The 16,904-nt window shown below is 32.0% G+C and carries 17 protein-coding genes and 1 riboswitch; of the genes, 16 read left to right on the top strand and 1 reads right to left on the bottom strand.

Going from position 1 to position 16,904, the window contains the following annotated elements:
* Positions 1–96 precede the first annotated feature (96 nt).
* The gene (locus K7H06_RS21405) at positions 97–219 is read left to right on the top strand and encodes a hypothetical protein (RefSeq protein WP_281426005.1); all 123 of its coding nucleotides are present in this window, start codon (positions 97–99) and stop codon (positions 217–219) included.
* 197 nt (positions 220–416) lie between these two features.
* Positions 417–1,607 (top strand): M20 family metallopeptidase, encoded by a 1,191-nt coding sequence (locus K7H06_RS13440; RefSeq protein WP_223036561.1) that lies wholly within the window; start codon positions 417–419, stop codon positions 1,605–1,607.
* A 95-nt stretch (positions 1,608–1,702) separates the two neighbouring features.
* On the opposite strand, the gene K7H06_RS13435 is transcribed toward K7H06_RS13440, so the two are convergent.
* Positions 1,703–3,301, bottom strand: coding sequence for a sensor domain-containing diguanylate cyclase (locus K7H06_RS13435; protein ID WP_223036560.1), 1,599 nt, complete (start codon positions 3,299–3,301; stop codon positions 1,703–1,705).
* A gap of 285 nt (positions 3,302–3,586) precedes the next feature.
* Between K7H06_RS13435 and K7H06_RS13430 the strand changes: the two genes are divergently transcribed.
* The 14 genes from K7H06_RS13430 to moaA all read left to right on the top strand — a co-directional run bounded on the left by K7H06_RS13430 (position 3,587) and on the right by moaA (position 16,891).
* Positions 3,587–3,793: a hypothetical protein gene (locus tag K7H06_RS13430; RefSeq protein ID WP_223036559.1), complete on the top strand. Its 207-nt coding sequence runs from the start codon at positions 3,587–3,589 to the stop codon at positions 3,791–3,793.
* 554 nt (positions 3,794–4,347) lie between these two features.
* A riboswitch (purine riboswitch) is annotated at positions 4,348–4,449 on the top strand.
* A gap of 403 nt (positions 4,450–4,852) precedes the next feature.
* Positions 4,853–6,184, top strand: coding sequence for a uracil-xanthine permease family protein (locus K7H06_RS13425; protein ID WP_223036558.1), 1,332 nt, complete (start codon positions 4,853–4,855; stop codon positions 6,182–6,184).
* A 125-nt stretch (positions 6,185–6,309) separates the two neighbouring features.
* Complete coding sequence (locus K7H06_RS13420; protein WP_223036557.1) at positions 6,310–7,098, top strand: FAD binding domain-containing protein; 789 nt, start codon at positions 6,310–6,312, stop codon at positions 7,096–7,098.
* Positions 7,098–7,547 carry a (2Fe-2S)-binding protein gene (locus K7H06_RS13415; RefSeq protein ID WP_223036556.1) on the top strand — a complete coding sequence of 150 codons (450 nt, stop codon included), beginning with the start codon at positions 7,098–7,100 and terminating at the stop codon, positions 7,545–7,547. The genes K7H06_RS13420 and K7H06_RS13415 overlap by 1 nt, the downstream gene beginning before the upstream one ends.
* Before the next feature lie 2 nt (positions 7,548–7,549).
* Complete coding sequence (locus tag K7H06_RS13410) at positions 7,550–9,850, top strand: xanthine dehydrogenase family protein molybdopterin-binding subunit (protein WP_223036555.1); 2,301 nt, start codon at positions 7,550–7,552, stop codon at positions 9,848–9,850.
* A 50-nt stretch (positions 9,851–9,900) separates the two neighbouring features.
* On the top strand, positions 9,901–10,629 hold the full coding sequence (gene yqeC, locus K7H06_RS13405; RefSeq protein ID WP_223036554.1) for a selenium cofactor biosynthesis protein YqeC: 729 nt from the start codon (positions 9,901–9,903) through the stop codon (positions 10,627–10,629).
* A 93-nt stretch (positions 10,630–10,722) separates the two neighbouring features.
* On the top strand, positions 10,723–11,274 hold the full coding sequence (locus K7H06_RS13400) for a nucleotidyltransferase family protein (RefSeq protein ID WP_246637529.1): 552 nt from the start codon (positions 10,723–10,725) through the stop codon (positions 11,272–11,274).
* Positions 11,252–12,070: a selenium-dependent molybdenum cofactor biosynthesis protein YqeB gene (gene yqeB, locus K7H06_RS13395; protein ID WP_223036552.1), complete on the top strand. Its 819-nt coding sequence runs from the start codon at positions 11,252–11,254 to the stop codon at positions 12,068–12,070. Before K7H06_RS13400 ends, yqeB begins: the two co-directional genes overlap by 23 nt.
* A gap of 8 nt (positions 12,071–12,078) precedes the next feature.
* The gene (locus K7H06_RS13390; RefSeq protein ID WP_223036551.1) at positions 12,079–12,888 is read left to right on the top strand and encodes an XdhC family protein; all 810 of its coding nucleotides are present in this window, start codon (positions 12,079–12,081) and stop codon (positions 12,886–12,888) included.
* Positions 12,889–12,904: 16 nt separating this feature from the next.
* Positions 12,905–13,399, top strand: coding sequence for a MogA/MoaB family molybdenum cofactor biosynthesis protein (locus tag K7H06_RS13385; RefSeq protein ID WP_223036550.1), 495 nt, complete (start codon positions 12,905–12,907; stop codon positions 13,397–13,399).
* Between the two features lie 16 nt (positions 13,400–13,415).
* Positions 13,416–14,438, top strand: coding sequence for a molybdopterin-binding protein (locus K7H06_RS13380; protein WP_223036549.1), 1,023 nt, complete (start codon positions 13,416–13,418; stop codon positions 14,436–14,438).
* Positions 14,439–14,476: 38 nt separating this feature from the next.
* Positions 14,477–14,944: a cyclic pyranopterin monophosphate synthase MoaC gene (moaC, locus tag K7H06_RS13375; protein ID WP_223036548.1), complete on the top strand. Its 468-nt coding sequence runs from the start codon at positions 14,477–14,479 to the stop codon at positions 14,942–14,944.
* Complete coding sequence (locus K7H06_RS13370; RefSeq protein ID WP_223036547.1) at positions 14,934–15,731, top strand: ABC transporter permease; 798 nt, start codon at positions 14,934–14,936, stop codon at positions 15,729–15,731. Before moaC ends, K7H06_RS13370 begins: the two co-directional genes overlap by 11 nt.
* Before the next feature lie 185 nt (positions 15,732–15,916).
* Positions 15,917–16,891 carry a GTP 3',8-cyclase MoaA gene (moaA, locus tag K7H06_RS13365; RefSeq protein WP_223036546.1) on the top strand — a complete coding sequence of 325 codons (975 nt, stop codon included), beginning with the start codon at positions 15,917–15,919 and terminating at the stop codon, positions 16,889–16,891.
* Positions 16,892–16,904 lie beyond the last annotated feature (13 nt).

The raw sequence follows: 16,904 nt of genomic DNA, 5'->3' as shown, positions 1-16,904 counted from the left end.
AAGAATTATTTATTTCTCAATGTAGAATAAAGTCATTAGTTTTGATGAAATAATAGTAAGAATAGCATGAATAATAATTCAATGGGATGTGATTTTATGGGTATAGCAATTGAAGATAAGGGTTATTCATATGATGAGTATCTCAAAATTGTTGAAAGTGAAGAAGATACAAATAAAAGATATATTTTAATTAGAAATAAGCATAGAGTTTATATTTAAATCTAAGTAAAAAAGATTTAAATATAAACTCTAATTTTTTGAAATGAACTTTGATTTTTAAAGTTTAAAGGATCCGAAATAGCACGAAATAAATTTACTAATATGAAAGGATTTTTACTTAGGGATATTGAAAATATTTAACAAAGATAAATCATGAAGGATTTTAGATAAATATAAAAGATCAAAGGGGTGGGGATATGGGAGAAAAAATGATTCAAGAAAAAATAGATCAATTAGTTAAGATGTATCAAACTGAAATTGAAAGTATAAGTGATTATATTTTCAATCATCCAGAACTTGGTTGTCAAGAATATAAGTCTTCTAAATTTATGGTAGATGTATTGAAAAAACATAATTTTAAAATTGAATATCCTTATTTAGAAATAGATACTTCTTTTAGAGCAGAATTTGGAGATGAAGAAGGACCTGTTATAGCTTTTTTGGCAGAATATGATGCTTTACCTGGTTATGGAGAAGAAAAAAAGCCAGCCCATGCATGTGGACATAATTGGATCGCAGCCACTACGGTAGGAGCAGGTATCGTTCTCTCAAAAATAAAAGATGCATTTAAAGGTAAAATAGTAGTAGTTGGAACACCTGCAGAAGAAACTGTTGGCAGTAAAGTTGATTTAGTTAATAGAGGTGCTTTTAAAGATATCAATGCAGTATTCCAAATGCATTTATATGAAGAAAATAATCTTAGAGCAAAAGCTTTAGCCATGGATTCGTGGGAATTTGAGTTTGTTGGAAAAGCAAGTCATGCAGCATCCTATCCTTTTGATGGAATCAATGCATTAGATGCAGTAAATTTAACTTTTGCTGGAATCAGTGCATTAAGACAACAATTAAAGCCAGATGTTAGAATTCATGGAATTATAACAAAAGGTGGAGAAGCAGCAAATATTATACCTGATTATTGTAGTTGCAAATTTTATGTTCGAGCAGAAAAAAGAAGCTACTTAGATATTGTATCAGAGAAAGTAAAAAATTGTGCTAGAGGAGCTGCTTTGATGACTGGAGCAAAATTAAAAATAAATCAGTTTGAAAATTCATATGATGATCTTGTAGTTAATAAAGCTCTTCTTGAAATAACGAGAAAGAATCTTGAGAATGTAGGATTTAAAAATTTTAGTGAAAGAGATGAGATCCCTGGATCAACAGATATTGGAAATGTTAGCTATGCTGCCCCTACTATGTATGGCAATATTGGTATTGCAGATGGTAAAGCAAAAGTTCATGAAGAAGAATTCTTACAATATGCAAATAGTAAAGAGGCTAAAGAAAAAATAAGGATGGTTGTAAGAGCATTTGCATATTCAGCTTTAGAATTGTTTAAGAATGAAGAATTGATGAATCAAGTGCAAGAAGAATTTGAAAAGATAGAATGAAAATCAACTACCCTCCACTTTCGCCTAACAGCTTTGAAGTGGAGGGGCTTGTTCCTAACCCAGTAGTACTTTAGATTAGCTTCTTTTATATTTCCTTATCTGATAATTTTTATGTTTTTCTTTAACTCTCTTTTTTCAATGTACATTCTTTCATCAGCTAGATTAATAATCTTATCTATATATTGAATATCATTTCCTTCAACTTCTGCTATACCATGACTTATACTTATGAGGTATTTTCTATTTTCATTTTTATTAATTCTTTGGTATTCATTATTGATTCTTTCCCATACTTTTTCAGCTTGTTCAGCAGGAGCATTATGAAAAACGATTAAAAACTCGTCTCCGCCTAAACGTATGACAAAATCTAATTCTCGGATACAAGATTTAATTACATTTACAGCTGTAAGTATTAATTCATCTCCAGCTTCATGTCCTAAAATATCATTGACCTCTTTTAGTCCATTAATGTCAATAAAGCATACACTCACTTTACTTGTGTCTTTAATTGCTTGATGAATACGATCACTTAAAAAAGCCATTCCTGCTCTTCTGTTTAAGACATTAGTCATAGCATCATATTCAGAAAAATATTTTATTTCTTCTTTATTGATCTTATTTTGGCTCATCAAAAAAGATATAAATATGGAGAGAATAAATATAAGTAAAAAATACGACTTATATTTTAAAAATAACGTCCATAATATTTTAAAGTTATTAGTCTCTACCAAATTACCATTTTTACTTTCTTTAGAGATAAAAGAAACTACTTTCCAATTTCCTTCTCCTAATACAATCTTGGAATGATCCTCTTGTATTGGTAGATTATTACGATTTACAACATTTGAAAATACAAATAAGCCATTGTCTGTATACTTCATTCCTTCATTATTTTGTTGAAGGATGTTCCATTCATTTGGAAATTCGTTTTTAAAATTTATATCCTTTTTATCGGGATACATAAAAGCCCATTCTTTAGAGGGATCTTTATTTGAAATCCAATATCCATTTGAATCTAACAAAAATACTTCTCCATCACTTGTTTTATAAATATTTTTGAAATCCTCTAATAAATATTTTGCATAATAATTAAGGATTACAATTCCTTTTTGCTCGCCACTTTTTGAAAATACAGGGGTTGAAAATCTAATCATTGGTTTGAGGGGTTCTTCAATTTTTCCATTTTCTATGTTTAAATCCATCTTAGAAATGTAAATCTGCTCTCTTTCTAATTTTATTGTATCTTGAAAATAATAGCGTTGCTTTTTATTTTGAAGATCTGAGGCACTTACTAAATGTGCACTTTTATTATAGTAATTCACCCTTATTTGTTCATTTCCAGAAATATCTATAAATCTTATTTGATCATATATTTTTTTTCGATCAGAAAATCTTAACCATTCCTTTGCCAAATAGTTATAATTGACGCTTTCTTCTATTCCTGTATGTTCTTCAATAGAATCTGCTAAATAGAGTACGTCTGAAATAATGTTCATAAATTCTTTTCCAAGTATATTTTTTTCTAATGTTATAATCCGCTTTTCATTTAACTCCATCTTATTTTTTTCAATGTTAATCGTATTGAAATGTATCAATGTAAAGAGAGCGCTATACAATAGAGAAATTCCAAGAAATAGGACTAGTAAATATTTTATAAAAATTTTTTTTGTTCTCATTATTTTTGTGAAATCCATATATGCATCTCTCCTTGATGTATTTTTAAAATTTTTAGAAGGTTTTGTTTATATTGAATTTATTCGACAAATTGTGATAAAATCCTTTTTAGCATTTTCATAAAGAAGAAAATTTGATCGTTCAAGTACAGAAGTGGATAGGAAAAGAAACTGAGTATAAATTTAGAAATAAATGGGAAGTTTCTAAAAATGTCGGAATTTGCTAATGATTTATAAAGGGGAATAACGCTCTATGTAGAATCTTTAGTACAAGTATAGAATTTCTACATAGAAAGGAGACATATTATGCAAGTATTTTTTAAATTTAAAGATGGAATGGATATTGAGCAAGTTGTTGGGGCTGGAAATAGTAATGCAGAGAATGGTGAAAAGTTGCTAGAAATGTTAAAAGATGCGAAAGAAAAGAAGGGTGCTATTGATATTTGTATCGGAGAGAACAAATTGGAAAGAAGATTTGATGAGTTATATTCTGTAGAAATTCTTATGGATTAGGATAAAATTTATGATTTTGATGGAAGAGCAGTATGAAAATAATAATATAGTAAATATTCTGAAAAATAGCTATTCATTTTCATGAGTTTATGGTATAATATATTCAAGAAGAGAATCTTCTTCTGATCAGATTCTAATTCACATAGAAGTTGTTTTAAAAAAGCTAGATTTTAGATTTGTAGATTTGTAGATTTGTAGATTTGTAGATTTGTAGATTGTTTGGTTGTAGTTGAGTAAGTGTTAAGTAGATATTTGGTAAGTATGGAGTAAGTGAATTTAAGAATCAGATTTATTTGAATGAAGTAAGAATCTTAGGTTTTAGTATTTTAGTGATTTAGATTATTGGAGTACAGAAACATGAAGTTGTCTTATGTAAGAAAGGAATGAGTTTGTAATACAGGTAGAAGAGGTAAAGTTTTTAAGTGAATTAGAGTCTGCTAGATAACCGATTCGCATATGTTATATATATGTAGAATCGGTTATTTTGTTAGGGAGTAGATGTTTTAAACTATTGACAACGTAAATAGAAATGTATAGAATATATAAAATAAATTAAATCAATTGAATAGAAAACTCGTATAATGCTGAGGATATGGCTCAGAAGTTTCTACCCTATGACCGTAAATTATAGGACTATGAGTGAAATAGTTTATAGTAGCAGGAACGTTAGTGTTTTTTGTTATATGAAAAACATCTTGTTTTTGCAGTTTTCACTTATGGTTAAAACTGTACAGACAAGGTGTTTTTGTATGGAAAAAATAAAACTTGTATAGAACAGAATCAAGAGCTATATTTATGCGTTCTGTGTATATTTTACTATTTTGTAAGATACTGAATAATAATTATGAAAGAGCACTGGAAATAATAAAAACGAACGATGAATGAGAAAGTGTTTAATTAATGTTCGTATCACTCGAAACAAATATACAAATTATCAAAAAAATATTCACAAAAATGCTCTTTGTATGATATAATATGACTCGTAAAAAGTTGTATTACTTATTTATACATATGCGCAGAAAAGAATATTTAATCAAATATAAAATGGAGGAGAAAAAGATGAAAAAAAATACGTCTGTATACGAGCTAGATGGGATGCCACCGTTAAAACATGCACTTCCATTAGGAATGCAGCATATTTTAGCCATGTTTGCAGGAAATGTAGCACCGTTGATTATCATTGCAAATGCTATTAAATTACCTATTGAAGAAAAAACATTTTTAATCCAATGTGCTATGTTTATAGCAGGGGTATCTACCTTGATACAAGTTTATGGCGCAGGTCCAATTGGATCAAGACTTCCTATTGTTCAAGGAACAAGCTTTGGATTTTTACCAACATGTATCGCGATAGCGGGAAAATATGGATTTGCTGGTGTATTAGGTGCATCTTTTATGGGCGGATTTTTTGAAATGATTTTAGGGGCGTTTTTAAAGCCACTTCGTAAATATTTTCCATCTGTTGTTACAGGAACTGTGTTATTATCTATTGGATTATCTTTATTACCAACAGGGATTAAATATTTTGCAGGTGGAGTTGGGGCAAAAGATTTTGGATCACCTTCCAATCTTTTGTTAGGAACAATTGTTTTGGTGACTATTTTATTCTTTAAGCAATTTACAAAAGGAATTACAAGTATGTCTTCTATACTTATTGGACTTGTTGTAGGATATATTGTTGCAATTCCTATGGGAAAAATTAATTTTAGTACAGTAGCTCAAGCAGGATGGTTTGAATTTCCTATGCCTTTTAAATATGGAATGGAGTTTCATGTAGATGCCATTGTTGCTATGCTTTTAATGTATCTGGTTACAGCAGTAGAAACTGTTGGAGATATTTCAGGCGTTACAATGGGTGGAGCAAATAGAGAAGCTACAGATAAAGAACTTGCTGGAGGTGTAATGGCAGATGGATTGGCTAGTTCTTTAGCGGCAATATTTAATGTTTTACCAAATACATCTTATAGTCAAAATGTTGGAATCATTGCATTGACAGGTATTATGAGTAGATTTGTAGTAGGGATAGGAGCAGGATTTTTGATTTTAGCAGGGCTATTTCCAAAGGTAGGAACAGTTGTTGCTTTAATGCCTGCAAGTGTATTAGGAGGGGCTGCTATCGTTATGTTTGCTATGATTGCAGTAAGTGGTATGAACCTTATTACAAAAGAAAAACTTGTAGGAAGAAATAGTGTGATTGTTGCTGTTGCTATGGGATTAGGGTTTGGACTGGGTTCTGTACCAGAAGCATTAGCCTATTTCCCAGAGTCAGTAAAAATGATTTTCGGAGGTTCAGGGATTGTTGTTACAGGTATCATTGCACTTGCATTAAATATTATTTTACCAGCAGATGAAGAAAAGGTTGTAGTAGGAAATAATGCTAAAGCAGCTTAAATAGTATATAATTTCAAAAGAATACTTAAACAAGTAAAAAGCCCTTAAAGCCTTCAGAATATACAATTTGTTGATGAAGGGCTAGGGCTTTTTTTAGGGATCTATATTTAAAGGGAGGAATACGCTTGATTACAATAAAAAATTATGCACTGCCAAATACATTAGAGGAAGCCTATGAAATTTTAAATGAGAAAAGAAATAATGTGATTTTAGGTGGTTGTGCTTTCTTAAGAATGGGATCAAAAAAAATTGAAACGGCTATTTGTTTATCTAAGCTTAGTTTAAAATATATTGACGAAAACGAAAAAGAGATTGAAATAGGAGCCATGACTACTTTTCGTGAAATAGAGACAAGCTCTGTTTTAAAGAAATACTTTAATGGGATATTACCTAAGTCCGTAGAAAATATCGTAGGAATTCAGTTTAGAAATGTTGTAACAGTAGGGGCAACAGTTTATTCAAGATATGGATTTTCAGATTTTCTTACAGCACTTCTTTCTCTTGATGCAGATGTTTTACTATATCATCAAGGAAGAATTTCTTTAGAAGAATATTTAGAAAAGGGATCTAAAAAAGATTTATTAGTAAAAGTAATTATTCCAAAGACATCTAGAAAAGCAGCTTTTCAAATGATGAGAAATTCTAGCAGTGATTATGCCATTTTAAATGTAGCTGTTTCCAATAAAGAGGGAGACTTACGAATCGTAGTTGGAGCAAGACCTAATAGAGGAAAAATTGCCAAAGAGGCATCTCTCTATCTTTCTAAAAGCAATCAATCTATAGAAGAAATTGAAAAAGCAGCATGGATGGCATCCGAAGAATTATCTTTTGGAAGTAATATGAGAGGAAGCAAAGAATACCGTCAAGCAATTTGTAAAGTCCTTGTAAAAAGAGCAATCATGGAGGTTTTATAATGAAAATAAATGTGAAGATTAATCATAAAGAGATGGAATTAGAAGTAGGTTGTGATGAATTTTTAGTAGATGTTTTAAGAAAATATGGTTTTTTAAGTGTGAAAAAAGGCTGTGATACAGGGTCTTGTGGACTTTGTACCGTATGGATTGATGAAATACCAGTACTTTCATGTGCAACCTTAGCCCCTACTGTAAATGGGAAAAATATTACAACCATAGAAGGGGTACAAGAAGAGGCAAGAGATTTTGCCGAATTTTTGGTAAAAGAAGGAGCAGAACAATGTGGATTTTGTAGTCCAGGATTTATTATGACTGTACTTGCTATGAAAAAGGAATTAAAAAATCCTACAGAAGAAGAGATCGTTCATTATTTGACAGGAAATTTATGTAGATGTACAGGATATGTTGGACAATTAAGAGCAGTTAAAAAATATATGGGGGTGAGCTAAGGATGAAAGTTGTAAATAAGCCAATTTCAAAAATTGATGGTATGGATATTGCAACAGGGAAACCTGTTTATACGGATGACTTGAATATCAATAATAACGCATTGGTTTTAAAGATTCTTAGAAGTCCTCATGCTTTTGCGAAGATAAAATCTATTGATAGTAGTATTGCACAAAAAGTACCAGGGGTTGAGTGTATACTTACCTATAAAGATGTACCAAAGGCTCGATTTACTTTAGCTGGTCAATCTTATCCAGAACCTTCACCCTATGATCGACTAATTTTAGATGAGTATGTTCGCTATGTAGGAGATGAAGTGGCAATTGTAGCAGCAAAAGATGAAAGAACAGCTATAAAAGCCATGAATTTAATTAAAGTAGATTATGAAGTGTTACACCCTATTTTAGATTTTGAAAAAGCAGAAGGACATCAGTCTATGGTTCATCCAGAAGATGATTTACATGTGAATTTTGATATAGGTATAAACAAAGAAAAAAATATAGCTTCTTCTTGTAAAATTGAACATGGAAATATGGAAAAAGCTTTAGAAGAAAGTGATATAGTACTAGAAAAGACTTACTATACACAAGCACAGGCACATGCCATGATGGAAACCTATAGATCTCTTACCTATATGGATCATACAGGAAGACTTACAATTGTAAGCTCTACCCAAATTCCTTTCCATGTGAGAAGAATTGTTGCAAGAGCACTAGAAATTCCAAAGAGCAAAATTAGAGTTATTAAGCCAAGAATTGGTGGAGGCTTTGGGGGAAAACAAACAGCAGCAGTAGAGATTTTTACTGGTTTAGTTACTTTAAAAACAGGGAAACCTTCAAAGATTATTTATGATAGAAAAGAAACCTTTGGCTGTACCACTAGCAGACATGCCATGAAAATAAAAGTGAAACTTGGAGCTGATAAAGAAGGAAATATAAAGGCTGTAGATATACTGAGCTTATCGGATACAGGTGCTTATGGAGAGCATGCGCCTACTGTATTTGCTGTTGTAGGATATAAGACTCTTCCTCTATACAATCAAGCTAAGGCTGTAAGGTATATGGGAAATGCTGTTTATACCAATAAAATGCCTGCTGGTGCATTAAGAGGATATGGGGCGACACAAGGTACATTTGCTCTTGAGTCAGCAATGAATGAATTAGCTGTTAAGTTAAATATAGATCCTACTGAATTACGTCAAAAGAATATTATCAAACAAGGAGAAGCTAATCCTGTTTTAGGTTCCACGAAAGAAGGACAACCAGTTGTTTTAGCAAGCTCTACCTTAGATAAGTGTATAGAAAGAGGTAAGGAGCTTATTAGATGGGATGAAAAATATCCTAGAAAAGTTATGAGTGATAACAAAGTTAGAGGAATAGGTATGGCAATTACTATGCAAGGATCGGGAATTGCAGGGATTGATACAGCTTCAGCTGTTGTGAAATTAAATGATGATGGATTCTATACTTTATTTGTAGGGGCTACGGATATGGGTACAGGAAGTGATACAATCCTTGCTCAAATGGCAGCGGAAATTTTGGAAACGAGTATGGGAAAAATTATTGTACATTCGGCAGATACGGATATTTCACCTTATGATACGGGCTCGTATGCTTCTAGTACTACTTATGTTACAGGAAATGCAGTGATCAAGGCCTGTGAAGATATAAAAAATAAAATTATAGAAAATGGAGCAAAGCTTTTAGGGGTAGATGAAAAGGAAGTAATATTCGATGGAGAATGTTTAAAAACCATAGATGAAAAAGCGGCTTTATCTCTTGATGAAATGGCACAACGGTTCATATCTGGAGAAGGGAAAAATCAATTGATGGGAACAGGTACTTTTGGTGGAGATACAAGTCCTCCTCCATTTATAGCCGGTTTTGCAGAAGTTGAAGTAGACAAGGAAACAGGAAAAATAGAATTAATCGATTATGTGGCAGCCGTAGATTGTGGAACAGTTATCAATCCTAATCTTGCCCGTATACAAGTAGAAGGTGGATTGGTACAAGGAATAGGTATGGCTATGTATGAAGATGTTGTATATAGTCAAGAAGGAAAGCAGATTACGAATACTTTTATGCAGTATAAAATTCCTTGTAGGAAAGATGTTGGGAAAATCAATGTAGATTTTGTTAGCAGCTATGAGCCAACAGGACCATTTGGAGCAAAATCTGTAGGAGAAGTAGTGATCAATACACCATCTCCAGCAATTGCCCATGCAGTATATAATGCAGTAGGGGTAAATGTAAGAGCTTTACCTATAACACCAGAGAAGGTTTTAAAGGGAATAATGTCGAAATGATAAAATAGGGCTTTTTAGCCCTAATTTTATTCATAGAAAAAGGTGACTTTATGGGAATACTAAATTATATGGATTTAAAAGAAAAAGCGATTGTATCCATCGTAGGGGCAGGGGGAAAAACATCCCTTTTGTTTCAATTAGGAAAGGAACTAAAAAAAAATCATAAAGTTTTATTAACTACCACAACGAAGATTTATGTTCCACAAAGTCATCAGTATGACTTTATTTGTACAGATGAAAATGAATTTTTAAAAGTCGCGAAAAAAAATGAAAAAGGAATCTATGTTTACGGAGAAAGAGTCAATGCAGAAAATAAATTGACTGGACTAAAAGAAGGACAATTAGATCCTCTAGTAAACGATTTTAACTATATCTTTATAGAAGCAGATGGAGCTAAAAAAAAGCAAATAAAAGGATGGAATGAGACGGAGCCTGTTGTATATGGAAAAACCACAAAAACAATAGGCATTTTAGATATTCAAGCATTAGGGCTTAAGGTATGTGAAAGAAATGTTCATAGAAGTGAAGCCTTTTGTAAAATGACTCAGCTAAAAGAAGGAGAAAATATTACTCTTGAAGCTTTATTAAAGATAATTGTCCATCCAGAGGGATTATTTAAAAATGCTAAAGGGGAGAAAATATTATTTATTAACAAAGCGGATGAGTTATATAATTTAGATAAAGCAGAACAATTAAAGAATGAAATGAATAAATTTTATCCAAAATTTTTAAGTAAAATGATTATTGGAAGTATTAAAAACAATTTATATTTTTACTAAAGTGTTAAATAATACGAAATGTACCTATAAAAAAGGAGAAGATGAGGTGTTATGATTAGTGGAATCATAATGGCATCAGGTTATTCTAGGAGAATGAAGAGGAATAAATTGCTTTTAGGATATAAAGGGAAAACCATGATAGAGAGGACTCTTGATACAGTTTTAAAGAGTGATTTTTTCCAGAGAATTTTAGTTGCTAGAGAAAAAGAAATTTTACAATTAGGGAAAAATAATGGATTTATAACCATTGAAAATAAACATGCAGATAAAGGAATGAGTGAATCTATTAAGTTAGGGATAAAGGCTAGTGCTGAATGTGATGGATATATGTTTTTTACAGTAGATCAACCCTTATTAAATGAAAATACTATCAATAGGCTAGTAGAAGTATTTTATCAATATCCATCTGATATCATTGTTCCCCAGTATAAGGGAAGAAGAGGAAGTCCTGTAGTATTTCCTAAAAAATTCAAGGAAGATTTATTAGGGTTAGAGGGAGATACAGGAGGAAAAATCATTATCAATAAATGCTTGAATCAAGTGCGTTTTGTAGAAATAGATGATGAAAAAAGCTTGTTTGATGTGGATACAAAGGAAGATTATGAAAAATTATTAGGGTGGGATGGTGCAGAAGATGATTCTTGATGAGGTGGTTGTTGTACGGGGTGGTGGAGATTTAGCTACGGGTACAATTCATAAACTGCACAGGTGCGGATTTCGTGTATTGGTTTTAGAAGTACCAAATCCTACAGCCATACGAAGAAAGGTTTCATTTAGTGAAGCTATTTATGATGATAAAATAGAAATAGAGGGAATTACAGCAGTTCATGTCCATAGTTTAGATGAAGTGAAAGAGGCATGGAAAAATAAAAGGATCCCTCTTATGATCGATCCAAAAGGAGTATGTATAAAAGAAGTAAAGCCAAATATAGTAGTAGATGCTATTATCGCTAAAAAGAATTTGGGAACAACAAAGAACATGGCAGACATTACTATAGCCTTAGGTCCTGGATTCATAGCAGGGAAAGATGTAGATGTAGTGATTGAAACAGCTAGAGGACATGACTTAGGAAGATTGATTTTAAAAGGAGAAGCAAAGAAAAATACAGGAATTCCAGGGTTTATTGGAGGATATTCAAAGGAGAGAGTCATTCATTCTCCTTGTGATGGAAATATAGACAATATGAAAGATATAGGAGATATTGTAAAGAAAGATGAATTGATAGCTTATGTAGGAAATACTCCTATAAAAGCAACTATTTCAGGACTTTTAAGAGGAATCATTAGAAATGGTAGTATGGTGAAGAAAGGTCTTAAAATAGGAGATATAGATCCTAGAATTTCAGAACATAATAATTGTTATACTATTTCTGATAAAGCGAGAAATATTGCAGGGGGAGTTTTAGAAGCAATATTTTATATGAAAAACAATAAAAGGTAGGTTCAAAAATGGGTGAGAAGATTTTAAAAGAAATTTATGAAAGCTTATATAGAGGGGATCAAGTAGCTCTTGCTTCTATCGTGAAAAATAAAGGGTCAAGTCCAGGAAAAAAGGGTGCCATGATGGCAGTTTGGCAAGATGGAAGGATTTTTGGAACCGTTGGCGGAGGAAGAGTAGAATATGAGATTAAACAAAAAGCTTTAGCATGTATAGAAGCTGAAGAGGATGGAGAGTTTTTATTTCAGTTAAATGAGCATGGAAATTTAGATATGCAGTGTGGAGGAGAAACAAAGGTTTATATTAAGGTATTTAAACCTAGTCCAAGACTATTGATTATAGGTGGAGGCCATATTGGAGTTGAACTTTTTAAGCTGGGGAAAGTATTAGATTTTTATACAGTGATCTTTGAAGATCGTGAAGAATTTGCCGATGAAAAAAGGTTTGAAGGAGCAGATGAGATAATTATTGGAAAATATGCTGAAAACTTATCAAAGTATCCTATCAATGAAAATACTTATATTGTTATTGTAACAAGAGGGCATAGTTGTGATACAGAAGCCCTTAGAGAAGTAGTCAATAGAAAAGCGAAATATATTGGGATGATAGGAAGTAAGAAAAAGACAGAATACGTGATGAAAAGTCTTATAAATGAGGGGATTTCTAAAGAGGAACTTAAAAAAGTCTATGCACCTATTGGATTAAATATTTCTTCTGGAGATCCTAACGAAATCGCTTTTGGCATTATGAGCGAAATTTTACTGCTTAAAAATAAAGGTTCTCTAGAGCATATGAAGGATGTAAGGAAGGTATCTTTTTAAAATTGGGAGTGTTTTTATGCATAAGGTAGGAATTATTACAGCAAGTGATCAAGGCTATAAGGGTGAGAGAATAGATGAAAGTGGTACATTGATGAAAAAGATTCTTGAAGAAAAAGGATATAGGGTAGAAAAATATATTATATTACCAGATGAACAAAATTTATTAGAAAATGAAATGATTCATATGAGTGATGAATTGAAGGTAAATTTGATTCTTACAACAGGGGGAACTGGCTTTAGTAAAAGAGATGTGACTCCTGAAGCTACTAAAAAGGTTATTGAAAGAGAAGCAAATGGTATTGCTGAAGCTATTCGTTATTATAGCCTTCAGATTACACCAAGGGCAATGCTTTCTCGTGGAGTATCTGGAATAAGAGGAGAAACACTAATCATTAATTTACCAGGAAGTCCTAAAGCTGTTAAGGAAATTGTAGCATATATCTTAGAAAGCGTTCATCATGGATTGGAAATTTTACTAGGAGAGACCAGTGAATGTGCAGCCAAAAAGTAAAGTAGAGGTGAGCCATATGAAAAAAATAAGGGTACAGGATGCAGTTGGGTCTGTTTTATGTCATGATATTACAAAAATTATTCCAAATGTGGTCAAAGATAGAGCTTTTAAAAAAGGACATATTATTACAGAAGAAGATATACCCGCGCTTCTTTCATTAGGAAAAGATCATTTATATGTATGGGAGAAAAATCCAGGAATGATTCATGAAAATGAAGCGGCTGATCGGATTACAAAGCTTACGGCAGGAAAGGGATTAAGCTTTAGTGAAGTAAAGGAAGGAAAAATTAATTTTATTGCAGCGTATGATGGACTCCTTAAGATCGATACAGAGCGGTTATATAAGTTGAATGCATTAGGAGAGATGATTTTAGTGACCCTTCATAATAATGTTCCTGTTAAAAAAGGGAAGAAAGTAGCCGGAACAAGAGTGATTCCTCTTGTGATTGAGGATGAAAAAATAAAAAAAGCAGAAACTTTGATTGGAGAAGAAAAAATTATAGAGGTTGTTCCTTTTACTCCCCTGAAGGTGGGCGTTATTACTACAGGAAATGAAGTTTATCATGGAAGAATTAAAGATGCTTTTGGTCCTGTGATTCAAAAGAAGGTAGAGGAATATGGATGTGAAGTTTTAGGACAGACTATTTTACCAGATAATGAAGAAAAAATAAAAAATGCAGTAGAGGATTGGATAAAAAAAGGAGTAGAAATGGTTATTTGTACAGGGGGGATGTCAGTAGACCCAGATGACGTTACACCAACAGCGATTAAAAAAACTGGAGCTAATGTGATTAGTTATGGAGCACCGGTACTTCCAGGAGCTATGTTTTTATTAGCATATAAAGGGGACATCCCTATTTTAGGATTGCCTGGATGTGTTATGTATGCAAAAAGAACCGTATTTGATTTAATGCTTCCTAGGATATTGATAAAAGATAAAATTGAAATGAAAGACATTGCTGCATACGGACATGGGGGTCTTTGCATGGAGTGTGATATATGTAGATTTCCAGATTGTACTTTTGGTAAAGGTGTATAATAAGTACTCAAAAAGCTTTTGAAAAGGGAGAAAAGAGAATGGATCATAAATTGACACATTTTGATGAAGAAGGAAAAGCAGTTATGGTGGATGTTAGTGAAAAATCAGCTACCAAAAGAACGGCTATTGCTAGAGGAACTGTAAAAATGAGTCCTAAAACATTAGAGCTGATTGAAGAAGGAAAAATGGGCAAAGGAGATGTCTTAGGGGTTGCTAGGGTTGCAGGAATTATGGCAGCAAAAAAAACGTGGGAGATGATCCCTATGTGTCATCCCATAATGCTTACAGGATGTGAAGTAGCATTTTTTATTGATCAGGAAAAATCTCAGATTATCATAGAAGCAATGGCAAAGACCACTGGAAAAACAGGCGTGGAAATGGAAGCTTTAACCATGGTTTCCGCTATAGGTTTAACCATTTATGATATGTGTAAAGCAGTAGATAAAAAAATGGTCATAGGAGATATTCATTTGGTGAAAAAAACAGGAGGAAAAAGTGGAACGTGAACCTATGAATAAGCATTTATTTAAAATGATTTTGGCAACAATCACAACTATTTGTGTTTTATTTTTATGTAGTCCAGCCATAGAGCTTTTTAAGTTTTGTTTTAGTAAGTCTATTTTTTTGATTTTTGATAGTTTTGTCTTACAAGCAATCATAGTCAGTTTAAAAAGTACCATCATTGCATTAATTATAATAATTATAATGGGAATCCCTACTGCTTACTATATGGCTAATTATTCATTTTTAGGAAAAGGACTTATTGAGATTATTTTAGAGTTACCTCTTGTACTTCCTCCAGCTGTAGCAGGAATTTTACTTTTAATCACTTTTGGAAGAAATGGACATATAGGAAGATATTTAGCTGTTTTGGGCATTCAACTTCCTTTTTCCTTTACAGCTGTAGTAATGGCCCAATTATTTGTTTCATTGCCTATTTTTATAAAAACATCTAAAGAAGGGTTTGAAAAGGTTGATTGTGAGCTAAAGAATGCAGGAGCTGCATTAGGGCTTTCAGAGTGGCAGGTTTTTAAATATATTACTCTTCCTCTAAGTAAAAATACATTGTTAGTAGGAGCTGTTCTTTCTTGGGCGAGGTCTCTTGCAGAGTTTGGTGCAACCATTTTGTTCGCAGGGAATTTAGCAGGAAAAACACAGACGTTGCCCTTAGCAATTTATATAGCTATGGAAAAGGATTTAAATTTATCTATGAGTATTGCTGTATGCTTAGTTGTTATATCTGTTGGTGTATTGGTAATTGTAAAAGGGATTCATAAAAAGGAGATATTTTAAAATATGTCTTTAAAAGGATCATTATGTAGTAATGAATATAGCTTGTTATGCCAGTTAAGTTTTTATATTGAAATTGTTTGACTGGAGAAGGATTATCTTTAATAGCTAAAAATTAAGTATAATATTTTTAATACTATATAGATTTAACTAGCATAACAGATTGATATAGAAAGGGGGTAATGTATATGATTGACCAATTTGGGAGAAATATAAATTATTTTAGAATTTCAGTAACAGATCAATGTAATCTAAGATGCATATATTGTATGCCAGATAAAGGGATTGACTTTTTACAGGAAGAAAAACTTTTAAGCTTTGATGAGATTTATAGGATTGTAAAGATTGGAGCAAGTTTAGGAATTTCTAAAGTACGTATTACTGGTGGAGAACCCCTTACAAGAGAGGGTCTTCCTAAACTGATTCAAAAGATTAAAACATTACCTCAAATTGAAGAAGTTTGTCTTACAACCAATGGAATTCTTTTAGAAAAGTATATAGATGAATTAATAAAAGCAGGATTAGACCGGGTGAATATAAGTTTAGATACATTACAGCATGAAAGATATAAACAAATGACTAGGGGTGGAAATATAGAAGAGGTCATAAGAGGCATAAAGCTGTCATTAGATGGAGGAATAAAAAGGGTAAGGCTGAATATAGTTATAATCAAAGAAGAAAATGATGATGAAATAATGGACTTTGTAGAATTAGCAGAAAAAAATCCTATAGATATTCGTTTTATTGAGTTAATGCCTATTGGAGAAGGAAAACAATTTAAATCTGTATCGAATGATGAAGTAAAAGAAATTATCATGAAGGAAAGAGAATTGATTCCATATATAGCAAAAAATAAAAGCTTAGGACCAGCAGCATATTTTAAAACACCTAATAGTAAAGGAATGGTTGGATTTATTAGTCCTATGAGTCACATTTTTTGTAGTCAATGTAATCGAATGAGATTGACTTCAGAAGGATTTTTAAGACAGTGTCTTCACTGGAAAGATGGAATAGATTTAAGAAAGATGATGCGAGATGGCATGGAAGATAAACAGCTAAAAAAAATCATTGCAAAAGGAGTTTACAAAAAACCAAATGAACATGGATTTAAAAAAGATTGTATAGATGAAGATTCTAAGAGAATGTTTCAAATTGGGGGTTAAGGAAGGAAGGTAT

This window comes from Crassaminicella profunda (assembly GCF_019884785.1).
GTDB lineage: Bacteria > Bacillota > Clostridia > Peptostreptococcales > Thermotaleaceae > Crassaminicella > Crassaminicella profunda.
Note: the sequence above shows the minus strand (reverse complement) of the source record. Positions and strands in the feature narration are given on the sequence as shown.

Coding starts and splice junctions, on each gene's coding strand:
- K7H06_RS21405 (WP_281426005.1), top strand. CDS start 97: ATGGGTATAGCAATTGAAGATAAGGGTTATTCATATGATGAGTATCTC.
- K7H06_RS13440 (WP_223036561.1), top strand. CDS start 417: ATGGGAGAAAAAATGATTCAAGAAAAAATAGATCAATTAGTTAAGATG.
- K7H06_RS13435 (WP_223036560.1), bottom strand. CDS start 3,301: ATGGATTTCACAAAAATAATGAGAACAAAAAAAATTTTTATAAAATAT.
- K7H06_RS13430 (WP_223036559.1), top strand. CDS start 3,587: ATGCAAGTATTTTTTAAATTTAAAGATGGAATGGATATTGAGCAAGTT.
- K7H06_RS13425 (WP_223036558.1), top strand. CDS start 4,853: ATGAAAAAAAATACGTCTGTATACGAGCTAGATGGGATGCCACCGTTA.
- K7H06_RS13415 (WP_223036556.1), top strand. CDS start 7,098: ATGAAAATAAATGTGAAGATTAATCATAAAGAGATGGAATTAGAAGTA.
- K7H06_RS13410 (WP_223036555.1), top strand. CDS start 7,550: ATGAAAGTTGTAAATAAGCCAATTTCAAAAATTGATGGTATGGATATT.
- yqeC (WP_223036554.1), top strand. CDS start 9,901: ATGGGAATACTAAATTATATGGATTTAAAAGAAAAAGCGATTGTATCC.
- K7H06_RS13400 (WP_246637529.1), top strand. CDS start 10,723: ATGAAGAGGAATAAATTGCTTTTAGGATATAAAGGGAAAACCATGATA.
- yqeB (WP_223036552.1), top strand. CDS start 11,252: ATGGTGCAGAAGATGATTCTTGATGAGGTGGTTGTTGTACGGGGTGGT.
- K7H06_RS13390 (WP_223036551.1), top strand. CDS start 12,079: ATGGGTGAGAAGATTTTAAAAGAAATTTATGAAAGCTTATATAGAGGG.
- K7H06_RS13385 (WP_223036550.1), top strand. CDS start 12,905: ATGCATAAGGTAGGAATTATTACAGCAAGTGATCAAGGCTATAAGGGT.
- K7H06_RS13380 (WP_223036549.1), top strand. CDS start 13,416: ATGAAAAAAATAAGGGTACAGGATGCAGTTGGGTCTGTTTTATGTCAT.
- moaC (WP_223036548.1), top strand. CDS start 14,477: ATGGATCATAAATTGACACATTTTGATGAAGAAGGAAAAGCAGTTATG.
- moaA (WP_223036546.1), top strand. CDS start 15,917: ATGATTGACCAATTTGGGAGAAATATAAATTATTTTAGAATTTCAGTA.